Here is a 12,530-nt window from a genome sequence, read left to right as displayed (position 1 = left end):
CTAGGGGCTAGAGCCCAGGGGTTAGGGATTTCCACCCCTGTCCCCTGATCTCTAACCCCTAACCCCTTAGAACAGACTCATCTGCTCGAACTCCCCCTGGTCTTTTACCCTCACATTTGAGACCATCATACTCTCGGCTGCACTGCCTCTCTGATGCTCGGCCTTCAGGTAGGCAAGACCATTTCTGAGGCTCGATGGATACAGATTCAGGACATAGATATTGTCAAATCTGTTATAGATCGATTCACCGCCCAGGCCGCTAAGGCAGATAAGCTGGGTATTGGTTTTTGAGGCAAAATCCATAAGCGGCACGAGAAGATGTGAGGCATTGGTCTGGGCAAAAGGATTGTCCATTATTATCACCTTGCTCTCTTTCCTGTCCGCAAAAATGTCACTGTCATTCCTGCGCAGATAGTATAGAAGACTCGACAGAATCACAAAGGCGGATAGGAAGCCCTCGCCTCCTGAGTTCCTCGCGACTTCAGACCAGGTGATAGGATATTCCCTTGAAGCCTCGATCTTGTAGAGATGGATAGTAACATTGCTTATCCCTGCTACAGCATCATATAAGGCCTTGGTCGTAAGCTTTACACCCAGATACTCCTCTATATTCTTATTCTCTGACAGAAGAAGGACGCAATGCTCTGTCACATCCCTTACATAATCCTTAAGTCTTGTGATATAGACAGCCTCATTTGCCTCCCAGTCAGGAGTTTTGATCTGAAGCATCTTTACAGGACGGTTCCTTACAGTGATCGTCGAATTATCATCTATCTTGCCCAGATCGCTGTTTACAGCTGCCAGGTAGTCAGAAAGCATATCAACCAGCTCATTTTCTTCCTTTTCAACCAGAGAGATATCTACAAGCAGCTTTTCTATCAACTGATCGAATGAGGAAGTGATTATATCCAGCTGCTCCAGAAGCCTTTCCGCCGAATCGGTAAGGGACATAAGCGTAGCAAGCGGCTTCTGGAAAAAATCATCTGATAGATCCTCTGTGCGCATAACAGCAGTTATCTGTCTGCCAATTTCCTCCCTGAACCTTTGCAGGCGCTCCTTTATCCTATGGTAGCCACGCTTCAGCTCTCCCTGACGCTTCACTATCTGATCCGGGCTCTCCTCCGACAGTTCATTTATTAGCTCCTGGTCCTCATTCCTCTTAAGATCAGAAAACTCAGCCATAGCAGCCAGATTTTCCTCATAGACCTGTGCTCTCTTCTGTGTTTCCTTTATCTGATCCTCCTTCTCTTTTATCAGATGCTTCTTCTCGAGAATAACCTGATCGAAGCTTATCACAGGGATCTGTGCCTTAGGGACAGCCTCCTCCTCTCCTGTCTCTTCCCTCATCTTGCGATAGAGATAGTCCCTTCTCTCCTCGAGCTTACCCTTATTTTTCTCGGCAGAAGCTACCTGGCCCTGCTTTTCATTCAGTTCAGAAAGTAGTGTTTCAGATTCATTTTCAAGACGGATCATCTCCTCCTGATCATAGACCACTTCCTTCCATTCCTCATTTGAAAATCCATATTCTACAGCGCTCCTGTTCAAAAGAGCCATCTGCTCATTAAGCCTTCTGGACTTTTCGGCAATCGTTTTCTCAAGCTCCTTTACCTCGACCGCTGACTTGGAGGTAAGGGCCTCAAATCTGGCAATAAGCTCTACAGCCATCTCCTCAGTAACAGCCTCCTTTGACCTTTCATACTGCTGGTATTTGGAAAGCTCTGAATTTATTTCTGTAAGCTTAAACCTGAGCTGGGATTTTTCCTCATCAGCCCTTCTCAGATCCTCCTCAAGCTTTGTGCTAAGCTCATTTATATTCCTTATCTCATCCTCTGTCTCCTTAAGAGACCTCTCGACCCTTTTTCTTTTTTCGAAAACTCTTATATAGGACTGATACTGATCTGTAAAATCGGAAAGATCCTCTAAAAAGGTCCTTAATGACCTTATCTTCTCATCCGCCTGTCCAGCCCTTTTAGCAAGTGATGCAATTTCATCCCTGACAGAGGCCTGCTCCTTTTTATAGTCATCTATCAGCTGCCCTCTTTTTTCTATATCAGCCCTCAGGCCTTCTATCCTCTGATCAAGCCTTTCACAGACTTCCCGGCTTATTTCCTGGTTTGCGATCCTGCCGTACTTGTCATAGTAGACCCTGTATTCCTCCTCCCTTGAGGCTATGGAATCCTTTATATGGCTTATTTCATGCTCCTTTGCCGCCAAAAGCTCCTCCATACGCTCCTTATTCAGGAGTTCGTTGTTAAAGCAGACATAGAAGCATACGTTTCCAAAGCTAAAGAGATTCTCCTCTGATCCAGTGCCCTCTTCCTCCGGGCTGATATTCATATCCTCTCTTACAATAAATGGTACAGGAATAGAGGTATCCCTCTTTTCACTTATTAAAGACAGGCGTTTCATATCACTTCTGCTTATGATAAGAGAGTATGGAAGAAAAGGAAACTTCTCGACAAGCATCCGATTCTGATCTTCCGAGTTGGCGTTTTTTGAAAGCCACCTCATACCATAGACATAGTCTATCCCGGCTTCCTCCAGCATAGTCTTGAATTCGTCAGAAAGCTCCACGGCCTCCTCTCCGCCGAGCTGTCTAAGCTCTCTCTTTTTTACAGCAAGAGATATTTCCATGCTCTTTCTTATATCCTCATTTGCCGAGAGCTTTTTTCTGGCTGCCGAAAGAATACCTTCTGTATCCAGTATGTCCATATCCTTTATGTCAAAGTATCTGATGATCTCCCTTCTCTCCTCGATCTGACCATCGAACTCCTTTTTCTTATCGAGACTGTATGAGAGATCGCTTTCAGCGAGCGTCAGAGCCTTTCTTTCCTCCTCGGTCTTATGAGCAAGAGATTCCTCCCTCTGCTCAAGAGAAAGCTTCTGTCCAAGCAGCTCCTTTTTAGATCTCTCGCAGGCGGTCAGTCTTTCCTCTCCGGAAAGTCTCTCCTCAGTAAGCGTCCCATCCTCATAGAGGCCAAGGATATTTCTAGACAGATTTCTATTATACTTCTTATTAAAAATCTGCTCTCTCTGGGCAAAAAGCTCTATCAGCTGATCGAGTCCTCCTATCTCCTTTGAGGCCTGCTGCCTTTTTGTCTGCTCCTCCTTAAGCTTATCTCTGTTCTTTGAGATCTCCTTCATAAAGCCTGCACTCTTACCCAGAACAGAGTCTATCCTTTCCTCCGTATCACTTTTTAGGTCAGAATAGTATCCGGCCAGCTGGCAGCCAATACGCTCGCGTTCAGGCTCATTGTTCTTATCTTTCTCCTTCTGGGCAGAAAGCTTCTGCCAAGCGCCCCTCAGATCCTTTACCGTCGCATTTATATCTCTCTGCTCCCTGGCGCAGCTTAACAGATGCCTGCTTTTTTCTATATCGTTTCTCTTTTCGGTAAGTCTTTTGCATGATGTGCAAAGCTCTGCTATCTTATCCTCGTTTTCCTCTATCCTGTCATCATTTTCGTAGATCTGAAACGAGTATTTCTGATATTTCAGATGGTTTATCTGGGATGAAATGTCATCTCTTTCCTCTGTAAGACCTTCCTCCTCATCATGCTTTTTTTCAAGCAGCTCCTCCAGACTGTCACGAAATAAAGCGATCTGATCCTGCCTTTCCCTCATCTCCTGTTCACCCTGCAGATAGCGCTGGCCCTCTTCTCTTACTCCGGCTGTCTGCTGCCTGAAGACCTCTATAGAATCACGCCTTTTTATCTTTGACCTGTTCTCCATATAGGATCTGACATATTTGGCTGTAAGCGAACGGAATTCCTTTATGGAGTCAGAGCCTCTGTTAAGCTTTTTCTCGATCGTATCAAGAAGCCATTTCTCGACAAGGCCCTCCTCATTCTTGCAGTCTGAAAAGAGGTTGGAAAGTCCGGACTCTTCCATATTTATCTTATGGATAATTGCCTCCCATTCACGATAATAGATCTGGTATTCGGAGAGCTTGTCAAAATACTGTCTGGACTGGGCGCTCTGGTTCATGTCATAGCAGAAAAAGGCAGTCCCGGCTTCCTTTTTCCAGCTGTCGAAAAGCTGCCTGCACTGGACATATCCCTTCAGGACCACTCCTCTTGATGTCTCCTCTGTAAAAGGGATATGGGCTATATCAAGCCTTGACTCCCTATCATACTCGGTGATGAAATTCGTGATCTCTGTATCATAGGCAGAATCAGCATCCTGACTCTGACGCACCATCATACCAGTGAGCACATAGCCACCTCCACCGTCAAGCTTCCACTCGACCATGATAAATGTAGGCTTTGAAGTATTAAAAAAATATGAGAATTTCCTGTCGGCTAAGTCCCTGTAGTGTCTATGTACAAATGGTGCCATGATCATCTGTACCAGAACTGTTTTTCCTCCTCCGTTCCTTAAGGAAAGAAGGGTATTCTCCCCATTCATATCAAAGGTCTCATCACCTATCTCACAGGCGTCCCTGTTGTATTTTAAGTTAATGATCCTTACCCTGTTTATCCTGCTCATTTATCCCTTTCCTCCTCGTCATCCGAAGCCATATCTCCATCCTGGTCAAGCTCTCCCAAGACCCTTAGGACCCTCTGGTAATTATTCTTGTTCAGAAGGTTCCAGTCCATGAACTGATCGAGCTTCTTTGTGGTCTTTATCATGTCATCCGTCTCTATATATTCTATAAGTCCCTGTCTCTCAAGGAATCTCAGAATATAATAGAGAAAGCCCTCCTTAGTGGTCCTGGCTCTTGATCCCTTTTCATCAGACTTCAGCTGCTCATATGCCTCCGAAATATTTGTAAATGCTATCCCTGTCTCCTGCTGGCTGTCCTCATCATATCTGCTCCTTGCCTCAGAAAGCCTTTCCGAGATAGTATTCTGCAGCTCCCCTGCCCTTATGAAGTCTCTGGTATGGGCACTCACTCCGACTCCGTCATAAAACATACTAAGTAAAGTAAGGATCACGAACTGACTAAGATAGTAGTCCTTGTCAGTAGCATTGGACCGGCACAGCTCTGCCTTCAGCTGGGCCTTGGAATAGCCAAGGAAATAATTATCCTCTCTTGGTATCAGATAGATAGTATCTCCATACTGCTCCACATCAGAATCCAGCGCATCTCCCTGAGACTTGGTAAGCCTCTGGACAGGATCACTTGTCGTATAGGCATCAAAAAGCTCTGCGTCCTTTTCCTCAGACACCTGATGGTTCTCGAGCAGGGCTGCGAAGATTTCCTGACTCTTCCTTATCTCTTCGATCTCAAACGGCATCCTTATCCTCCCATCTTACACGTATCAGCACATTAGAGCAGCAGATATCTCTTATTACCTCACCGGAATCATCGTCTGCTATCCCGGTAAAGACAGCCCTGCTACCATCATCTATCTTCATGGCCTCTATCAGATATATACTTCTGTCAGTAATTTTCTCTACAAAATCAAGTATAGATGAGGACAGGGAAAAGACCCTTGCCTCCTCCTGTATATTTTCCCTTCTCTCCTTTAAAAGAAGACCTATATCCATTTCCCTGCTGTTTAAAAGCTCGACCATTATCTCCTTGAACTTATATGTATCAGGTATAAGCCTGTGCTTAAGTTCCTGATCATCCCTGCATTTCTCCTCCAGATCCTTTAATGTGATACAGGATGCCTGGCCTCTGTCGGTCTTTTCCTCTCTGCCATTCATTGCCTCTGTAAGTATGGCAGCAACGCTCTCGTCATAAAGAGACAGCTTCCTTCTTATCTGCTCCATTCCTCCTTCATCATAAGGAGTATCATCAATGAGAAGCTTTTCATCCTCCAAGGCCTCTCTTTCCTTAAGAGTCCTCTGTACTGCAAGTGCTCTTGACGTATCATAGATCTTGCCTGCTGGTCTGGAAAAAAGTGGTCTGAGGAAAAGATCCACACGATCAAGACATGATGGATCCTTAAGTATCCTGTCATAGAAATCGGCTGTATAGGAAAATCTCCTGACTGCCGACATCTGTGACAGCTGCTCAAGCTCCTTCGTATAAAGGGATTTAAGATCCAGATGGGAACCGAATATCTTCTGCTGCTCCTCAAGCGCCCTGCCCAGATAATCATCTATAAGTGAGAGATTCTCGAGATTCTTCCTGTTCTCAGAGGAAAGATCGCTGTAGTCTATATCCTTCTCCTCTATTTCTCTGGTCTTGTCATGGATCATCCTTCTGTATGAAAGGAACTTCTCTTTGGTCTCGCTTAAGGTATCGAGATTCTCATTCATTATACCCCGATACTCTTCCACCGAATAGCTCAGGGCATTCCTCCTGATCCGGATCATTGCGTCCTGTATCTTTCTATACTGGATCTGCAGCATCTGAAATACATTTCTGATATCTGTAACAGCCTTGTCATAGCTCTGCTTCTTCAGATGAAGCTCAAATATCATCTCATGGACAGGTAGCTTCAGATTGTCCTCGATCTCCAGAGTGGAAAGGACCAGATCATAGCCATCATCCGTCAACTGGTAGGAGGTTCTCTTTATTCCTCCATCCGTATAGATTACACGGTTGTTCACATAGGCTATGGGGATATCCTGATAGTCCTTCCTGTCGAAATCATAGCCCTTGAAGGACATAGCGACTCCATCATTAGATAGTATCACATTGATAATGAAATCCGCCATGGCCCTGCTGTCCTCATATCCCATTGCTTTCCTGAAATATGATGAGTTCAGATCGTCTATATAGGCTCCTATATCATCAACCGTACAGCTTTCATCCTTAAGTGACTGCTCCATGATATATAAAAGAACTGCAAAAAGCAGATTCATCTGCTCGTCATAGGTCTCAAATCCGTACTGTCTTAGGGTCTGCCTGTTCATGGTCATCCGCATCAGCACGGCATATCTGCCAACATGCTTCATACGGCGGGTAAACTGGTTCAAAAATTCATACTGCATTTTTATTATCTGTCAAGAAAGTCCGTCACATTAAGGATCTCCTGAGGTATATATCTGTCATCCTCCAGCAGACTCCTTATAGTTCCTGCTGTATCACTATCAAAGTGCCTGAAAAACTCTGTATCTATATTTCTGTTCTGCTTTTCCCTGGTAAATGGCATCTGATCCAGCCCGGCTGCCTCTGCCTTTTCTACCATTCTCCTGTAGGCCATCTCAAATGGTGTCAGACTTCTGCCTGATGATGTAAATATCTCCCTCAGATTATCATAGATACCTATCCCCTCGTAATCTATATCACCGAAATAGAGATAGGTATTCCTCTGATCGATCATATATTCCTCAACACAGCTTTCGAAATCCTCTATTGATTTCCAGATGCCCTTACCTGAACCGTATATGACCGTTGAGATTGTAGTCCCTAATATAGGATACGGTCCGCCCTTTTCTATAAGGATACGGCGGATTGAGAAAAAGGTATCCTTGTTTTCTATAAACAAAAAAACGGAGCCCGGCTTTCTACTCGCTGAATAGTAAGCCAGTGGCTCCTGTGTCGTATAAAAGTTCATATCCTCCGGTCCAAGCCCGCAGTTCTTCAGTATACGAAAGCCTGATGACTTCTGAAAAAATTTCTCCAGATGCCAGATATCAAAGCTCCTCTCATTTTCTGAGACAGGTATCCTCAGGGCATCCTGATTCTTATCAAGATACTCACTAAGCGAGATCACATATTTCCTGTCCTTTTCATAAAGGCTCAGATGATGGAGATAATAGTCGGGAGATATCCTGTAGTTAAGACCATACTTAAGCTCGCTGATGTATGCACTCCGATCAGCCTCATCCTCGATGATCCAGTAGCGGAGCGGAAGAGGCGGATTCTTGCCATTTGTAGAAGCACTCTTTACCGGGCTTATCCTTCCATCATTTATCAGATTCATGATATAGTCGTACTGATCCTGATATGATTCACCGCGACGGGATTTGAGTATATCTTCAAGTGTGATCTTTTTCATGTATTTTCAGGGATCAGGGGCCAGGGGTTAGGGACTATTCCCTAATCCCTATACCCTATCCCCTGCTTCCCTCCTCACTCATCTATCGAATAATTCGGTGCTTCCTTTGTGATATGGATATCATGCGGATGACTTTCCTTTAAGGCTGCGTTGGAGATCTTTATGAACTTGCCCTTCTGCTGGAGGTCCTTAATAGTAGGTGCTCCATTGTAGCCCATTCCGCTGCGGATACCGCCGACCATCTGGAAGATCACATCCTCGACGCTTCCCTTGTAGGCTACGCGGCCCTCGACGCCCTCTGGTACCAGCTTTCTTGCGCCCTCCTGGAAGTAACGGTCCTTTGATCCGTTTTCCATAGCGGCAATAGAGCCCATGCCTCTGTATACCTTGTATTTACGTCCCTGATAGAGTTCAGTAGCTCCCGGAGCCTCATCACAGCCTGCGAAAAGTGATCCCATCATGCAGACATTTCCACCTGCTGCAAGAGCCTTTACCATATCTCCTGAGAACTGGATACCACCGTCTGCTATGACAGGAATATTATACTTCTTTGCCACATTATAGCAGTCCATTATGGCTGTGATCTGAGGCACACCGATACCGGCTACGACACGGGTCGTACAGATTGATCCCGGTCCTATACCGCACTTTACAGCATCGGCTCCGGCCTTTATCAGATGCTCTGCTGCCTCTCCTGTAGCTATATTTCCTGCGATGACCTGAAGAGAAGGGAAAGCGGACTTTATCTCCTTGACTGCGTTTATGATATTCTTTGAGTCTCCATGAGCAGAATCGACTACCACACAGTCAACCTTTGCCTCAACAAGAGCCTGTGTACGCTCCATCATATTGGCAGTGATGCCAACTCCGGCTCCACATACAAGACGTCCCTGTGAGTCCTTTGCGGAATTAGGGTACTTTATCTGCTTCTCTATATCCTTAATAGTGATAAGGCCCTTTAATCTGCCCTCCCTGTCGACTATAGGAAGCTTTTCCTTTCTGGCCTTTGCAAGTATCTTCTTGGCTTCATCAAGTGTGATACCCTCGGGTGCTGTGATAAGATTCTCAGATGTCATGACTTCCTTAATAGGTCTGTCATAATTCTCCTCGAACTTCAGGTCACGGTTTGTGATGATACCTACGAGCTTGCCGTCCTCAAGGGTAATAGGTACTCCTGAGATACGGAACTTATGCATAAGATTCTCGGCATCCTTTAAGGTATTATCAGGTGAGAGGAAAAAAGGATCAGTGATAACGCCGTTCTCTGATCTCTTTACCTTATCAACCTCCTCTGCCTGCTCCTGAACAGACATATTCTTATGGATGATACCGATACCACCCTGTCTGGCCATGGCTATAGCCATACGGTGTTCGGTAACTGTATCCATAGCAGCTGACATCAGCGGCACATTCAGAGTGATAGTATTCGTAAGCTTTGTCGAAAGATCGATCATGTTTGGTGTTACTTCCGAATACTGAGGCACTAACAGCACGTCATCAAATGTGATTCCTTCTCCTATTATTGAAGCCATTTTTTCCTCGCTTTCCTGATCTGCTTCTACAATTAGATAATTAGATAAATACTAGCAAAAAGAAATGAAGGTGTCAAGAGGAAGACATATGCTGTCCAATTATTTTAATAGCATCATAAAGAATACTCCGTATGCCGCTGCAAGCGCCGCTCCGGCAATCACATCCCTTACGAAATGCACTCCCCCTGCTACCCTTATCACACACAGGGCAAGGGCTATCATAAGCATGACTATCCCTGCCTCTCTTAGATAAAACAGATAGGTCACTGCTATCATGGTGACAGAAAAGGCATGACGGCTGGGAAAGCTTTTCCCCCTTGTCTCCTTGGGGATAAGCGGCGGTCTGCCGCTCACCTCATATGGCCTTTTGAAATCAAGCCGCTCTCTTATTATGGTCTCTATCAGAAATCCACTTGCCGGGACAAGGATCACCTTTATCAGGTCAGCTCCAGGGCCGTAGCTTACTGCTATATAGATTAGAAGGATAATATAAGCCGCATAGGTCACTCCTGTAAGACCCCTGTCCAGAAATACAATAAATCTCTTCATCCGTTTTACCGTCACCTTATCTGAAGTTCATAGTCGCCTGACTTCAGAGCCTTCTTCACATCCGACTTGAAGCCTGCCCAGACATCCTTATGCTCCACGAAATACCTTGGACAGAGCTTTCCTGTCACATCATAGTGTCTTATTATATCCTTCTGACTTAGGCCAAAGCGGTGGCAGAGATAGGCGCAGAGCCTGACAAGAGATGAATAGGTCTTTTCCGTAAACCTGCCGTCCTTTCTGACATGACAGCATTCTATCGAGATAGTATCCATATTTCTCTCGTTTGAAGCATATGAAACCTCCCGTGTAGGAATGCACTGGACTATCTCTCCATCTATCCCTACTATGAAATGGCTGCTGGCATGAGTCGCATGACTGTCTTTAAGTCCATCGAAATAATCCCTGTTTTCCTTTGCGGTCGAGCCCGGATTCGCAGTGTAATGTACGACTATTCCATTTATTCTGGGAAGCCTTATCCCTGGTCTTGAATATTTGTTGGGAGTCAAAAGATCCACATTTATACAATCAGCTGCATATGAGCCTTCATAATTTTCCACTGCAGATCCATTATCTGCTCTGTCCTTTTTATTAGATCTTAGCGCACAGCTTCTTAGCAGAAGACATATTGTGATAAGCATCATGGCAGACAGGAGTACGATCAGGATCCTTATATGACCCTTTGAAATTTTCTTTTTTCTATATGAAACAAGCTTACTCATAACTACTTATTCTATACTTTTAGCCGGTAAAATAAAAGAGTTTCCCTGAAATGGGCTTGTTTCGAAAAGAATATTACTTTTTAGGTAAAATCCCTGTAAAAGGTATTGCATTTATTAAGCAACTGTGTTATTGTATTAAATTTTCTCTTACATTTCTTATAAAAAAGTGTTATAATAGATGCAGTATGAAGAAGAACAGGAGGATACATGTACAAGGTTGGCGATTATCTGATGCATGAGACATCAGGCGTATGTCAGGTGAAGGAGATTTCAGAGAAGGCTCTGCACGGCAAGGGTTCCGAGAAGCTTTATTACTGCCTCGAGCCTATTTTTGAGAAGGGCAAGTCCACAGTCATCACACCGGTAGATTCCAATACAAGGATCCGTGATGTAAAGAGCTCCGGAGAGTTTGAAAAGCTGCTTGACGAGATCCCAGGTATCGATGTGATCCATGAAGAGGGCAACAGAGCCCGTACCGAGAAGTTCAAGGAAAAGATCTCTCTGTTTGACCCAAAGCCTCTTGCTTCTGTCGTGAAGAGCATCTATCTGCACCAGAAGAAAAGAATAGCCTCCGGCAAGAAGCCTATGAGCTCTGATGAGAGAGTCATGGACGTCGCAGGCAAGCGTCTATTTGAGGAAATGGCCTTTTCTATGAAGTCTGATATGGAGACTGTGAAGAAAGCCTTCTTCGGACGCCTCGATGGAGAAGACAGATGATCGCATCACTCGCGGTCTCAAGCGTCGACTTAAAGCTTAGCAAGCGCACCTCCATCCTTACGGGCAATTACGAATACTATTACGCCTGCGGGCTTTTGGAGAAAAGATCATCTCCCGGACTTAACGGTGATCTCTCTCCGTCCGAGCTGTATAAAAGAGTTCAGGACTTTCTCTCAGATAGCGAAGTCGATCCTGATGGCGACTACCTTATCTACCTTCTCAAGCGTTACGAGCCTGATGAGAGATATGACAGCCAGATGAAGGACCTGTTTATCTCCGGGACAAAATCATAATTAAACTCCCTCCGGAATACCGGAGGGAGTTTTTTATAAGTCTTCCTCTACCTTAACCGTCTTCTTCCGAACTAATAAAACAAAAATGTTCCGAAGCGAAGACGACAGAGACCTGGGGAAGCCTTGTCTTTACTGATCCTTAAGAGGAAGAGCATCTCTCTTTTCCTTGTAGTGATGGGCCTCCTCAAGCATCATATCCTTGACCTTCATCAGGCGTACCTGTGAAGATCTCTCATTTTCATCAAGCTTCATTGTGATATATCTGATATTTTCCTGAGTCTCGGGGATAAGTACGTGCTCAAGCGCATTTACTCTTCTCCTTGTCTTCTCTATCTCGGCAGCCATCAGCTGACAGGACTTCTCGCTTTCTGCAAGTCTTATTAGCTTAGGCAGAAGGAGCGAGAGCTTCTCTACACCACAGTCGAGATCAGCCGAGGTAAAAGCAAATCCATAGGGATAAAAATCCCCCTCACTGCTCCCTCGAAACGAGGTCTCAAATACAGGTATATCTACACTCATTACATTTTTGGTCGACACATCGACAGTCACTTCCTGCTTTGGTGCCATAAAAGCCACAGAAACCGCTTCCTTTGACATCTGGCTTCCGGCAAGCACGAAGCTCATGTTGGCCATTTTTATCTCTTCCTCTACCTCCTCGCGCAGGGCCTTGTCCTCACGCACTAGCTCTAAAAATCTACGCATGAGCTCGTCGCGCTTGTCCTTTAATAGCTTGTGGCCCTTTAGCGCGGTCTGGAGCTTCTTCTTCTGACGGGTAAGCTCCATTCTGGTAGGATTGACATGTGAAGCAGCCATAGGGACTCC

10 protein-coding genes are annotated in these 12,530 nt (G+C 45.1%); 2 read left to right on the top strand and 8 right to left on the bottom strand.

Annotated features, from left to right (window positions below):
- Positions 1–66: 66 nt before the first annotated feature.
- The 7 genes from ACTNCK_RS03325 to ACTNCK_RS03295 form a co-directional block, all read right to left on the bottom strand.
- Entirely contained in the window at positions 67–4,485 is a 4,419-nt protein-coding gene (locus tag ACTNCK_RS03325) for a hypothetical protein (protein WP_441080955.1), read from the bottom strand.
- Positions 4,482–5,237, bottom strand: a complete 756-nt coding sequence (locus ACTNCK_RS03320) for a DUF6063 family protein (RefSeq protein ID WP_441080954.1) — start codon at positions 5,235–5,237, stop codon at positions 4,482–4,484. The genes ACTNCK_RS03325 and ACTNCK_RS03320 overlap by 4 nt, the downstream gene beginning before the upstream one ends.
- Positions 5,227–6,888: a hypothetical protein gene (locus ACTNCK_RS03315; RefSeq protein WP_441080953.1), complete on the bottom strand. Its 1,662-nt coding sequence runs from the start codon at positions 6,886–6,888 to the stop codon at positions 5,227–5,229. Before ACTNCK_RS03315 ends, ACTNCK_RS03320 begins: the two co-directional genes overlap by 11 nt.
- 5 nt (positions 6,889–6,893) lie before the next feature.
- On the bottom strand, positions 6,894–7,898 hold the full coding sequence (locus ACTNCK_RS03310; RefSeq protein WP_441080952.1) for a Wadjet anti-phage system protein JetD domain-containing protein: 1,005 nt from the start codon (positions 7,896–7,898) through the stop codon (positions 6,894–6,896).
- 74 nt (positions 7,899–7,972) lie between these two features.
- The gene (gene guaB, locus ACTNCK_RS03305) at positions 7,973–9,430 is read right to left on the bottom strand and encodes an IMP dehydrogenase (RefSeq protein WP_441080951.1); all 1,458 of its coding nucleotides are present in this window, start codon (positions 9,428–9,430) and stop codon (positions 7,973–7,975) included.
- Positions 9,431–9,529: 99 nt separating this feature from the next.
- On the bottom strand, positions 9,530–9,979 hold the full coding sequence (locus ACTNCK_RS03300; RefSeq protein ID WP_441080950.1) for a phosphatase PAP2 family protein: 450 nt from the start codon (positions 9,977–9,979) through the stop codon (positions 9,530–9,532).
- Positions 9,980–9,990: 11 nt separating this feature from the next.
- Positions 9,991–10,698: a peptidoglycan recognition protein family protein gene (locus ACTNCK_RS03295; protein WP_441080949.1), complete on the bottom strand. Its 708-nt coding sequence runs from the start codon at positions 10,696–10,698 to the stop codon at positions 9,991–9,993.
- A gap of 207 nt (positions 10,699–10,905) precedes the next feature.
- On the opposite strand from ACTNCK_RS03295, the gene ACTNCK_RS03290 reads away from it, so the two are divergent.
- The gene (locus tag ACTNCK_RS03290) at positions 10,906–11,415 is read left to right on the top strand and encodes a CarD family transcriptional regulator (RefSeq protein ID WP_441080948.1); all 510 of its coding nucleotides are present in this window, start codon (positions 10,906–10,908) and stop codon (positions 11,413–11,415) included.
- Positions 11,412–11,708 carry a DUF3837 family protein gene (locus tag ACTNCK_RS03285; protein ID WP_441080947.1) on the top strand — a complete coding sequence of 99 codons (297 nt, stop codon included), beginning with the start codon at positions 11,412–11,414 and terminating at the stop codon, positions 11,706–11,708. The genes ACTNCK_RS03290 and ACTNCK_RS03285 overlap by 4 nt, the downstream gene beginning before the upstream one ends.
- 129 nt (positions 11,709–11,837) lie before the next feature.
- On the opposite strand, the gene ACTNCK_RS03280 is transcribed toward ACTNCK_RS03285, so the two are convergent.
- The gene (locus ACTNCK_RS03280; RefSeq protein WP_441080946.1) at positions 11,838–12,521 is read right to left on the bottom strand and encodes a V-type ATP synthase subunit D; all 684 of its coding nucleotides are present in this window, start codon (positions 12,519–12,521) and stop codon (positions 11,838–11,840) included.
- Positions 12,522–12,530: the final 9 nt, after the last annotated feature.

Origin of the sequence: Candidatus Weimeria sp. HCP3S3_B5, assembly GCF_052064335.1 — a bacterium.
Lineage (GTDB): Bacteria > Bacillota > Clostridia > Lachnospirales > Lachnospiraceae > Weimeria.
Note: the sequence above shows the minus strand (reverse complement) of the source record. Positions and strands in the feature narration are given on the sequence as shown.

What these genes read in the sequence shown, in the direction of transcription:
- ACTNCK_RS03295 (WP_441080949.1), bottom strand. Translation starts at nt 10,698, where the DNA reads ATGAGTAAGCTTGTTTCATATAGAAAAAAGAAAATTTCAAAGGGTCAT.
- ACTNCK_RS03325 (WP_441080955.1), bottom strand. Translation starts at nt 4,485, where the DNA reads ATGAGCAGGATAAACAGGGTAAGGATCATTAACTTAAAATACAACAGG.
- ACTNCK_RS03310 (WP_441080952.1), bottom strand. Translation starts at nt 7,898, where the DNA reads ATGAAAAAGATCACACTTGAAGATATACTCAAATCCCGTCGCGGTGAA.
- ACTNCK_RS03300 (WP_441080950.1), bottom strand. Translation starts at nt 9,979, where the DNA reads ATGAAGAGATTTATTGTATTTCTGGACAGGGGTCTTACAGGAGTGACC.
- ACTNCK_RS03285 (WP_441080947.1), top strand. Translation starts at nt 11,412, where the DNA reads ATGATCGCATCACTCGCGGTCTCAAGCGTCGACTTAAAGCTTAGCAAG.
- ACTNCK_RS03320 (WP_441080954.1), bottom strand. Translation starts at nt 5,237, where the DNA reads ATGCCGTTTGAGATCGAAGAGATAAGGAAGAGTCAGGAAATCTTCGCA.
- ACTNCK_RS03280 (WP_441080946.1), bottom strand. Translation starts at nt 12,521, where the DNA reads ATGGCTGCTTCACATGTCAATCCTACCAGAATGGAGCTTACCCGTCAG.
- ACTNCK_RS03290 (WP_441080948.1), top strand. Translation starts at nt 10,906, where the DNA reads ATGTACAAGGTTGGCGATTATCTGATGCATGAGACATCAGGCGTATGT.
- ACTNCK_RS03315 (WP_441080953.1), bottom strand. Translation starts at nt 6,888, where the DNA reads ATGCAGTATGAATTTTTGAACCAGTTTACCCGCCGTATGAAGCATGTT.
- guaB (WP_441080951.1), bottom strand. Translation starts at nt 9,430, where the DNA reads ATGGCTTCAATAATAGGAGAAGGAATCACATTTGATGACGTGCTGTTA.